Annotated in this window: 1 protein-coding gene and 1 pseudogene; both read right to left on the bottom strand. The window is 63.0% G+C overall.

Annotated features, from left to right (window positions below):
• On the bottom strand, nt 1–215 hold a 215-nt coding region (locus AC1DX6_RS30545), incomplete at its 3' end, for a DUF480 domain-containing protein (RefSeq protein WP_477320305.1).
• A 239-nt stretch (nt 216–454) separates the two neighbouring features.
• Nucleotides 455–638: pseudogene (locus AC1DX6_RS30540) on the bottom strand (succinate dehydrogenase iron-sulfur subunit); the annotation flags it as partial.

The raw sequence follows: 638 nt of genomic DNA, 5'->3' as shown, positions 1-638 counted from the left end.
CGCACCAACCCCTTCTGCTCAAGCAGCTTCAGCGCCCGGTGCACCTCCACCTGCTCCAGCGCCATAACCGGCTCGCGCGCCGTCTTCTGGTTAGTGGCGGCAAGTGCTGCATTGAGCGTCAGCGGATAGATATCCGGCGTCAGTTCCTTCTTTTCGATCAGGCAACCGAGCACGCGGGCTTCGATGGGGGAGAGGATAGGAAGGTCGTCGCTCATTGGGTTGCAGTCCTTTCTAACGCTGGCAGGACAGCGCCCCCCTCTGTCCTGCCGGACATCTCCCCCACGTGGGGGGAGATCGGTAGCTTCGCCGACCGCGCGTCATCCTTCAACCTTGGAAATTGGCGAAAGCCGCAGTGACGGCCAATCTCCCCACTCGTGGGGGAGATGTCCGGCAGGACAGAGGGGGGCGCGAAAGATCGCTGCGTTCGATGCTGCCGCGAGCGAGCCCGCAGCGCCTATACCCGCCGCTCCACCATCATCTTCTTGATCTCGGCAATAGCCTTGGCCGGGTTCAGCCCCTTCGGACAGGTCTGGGCGCAGTTCATGATGGTGTGGCAGCGATAGAGCCGGAACGGGTCTTCGAGATTGTCGAGCCGCTCGCCCTTGGCCTCGTCGCGGCTGTCGATCAGCCAGCGATAG

The organism is Mesorhizobium sp. P2_C4 (genome assembly GCF_056404575.1).
The sequence above is the reverse complement of the archived record's forward strand: the minus strand, read 5'-3'. Positions and strand labels throughout refer to the sequence as shown.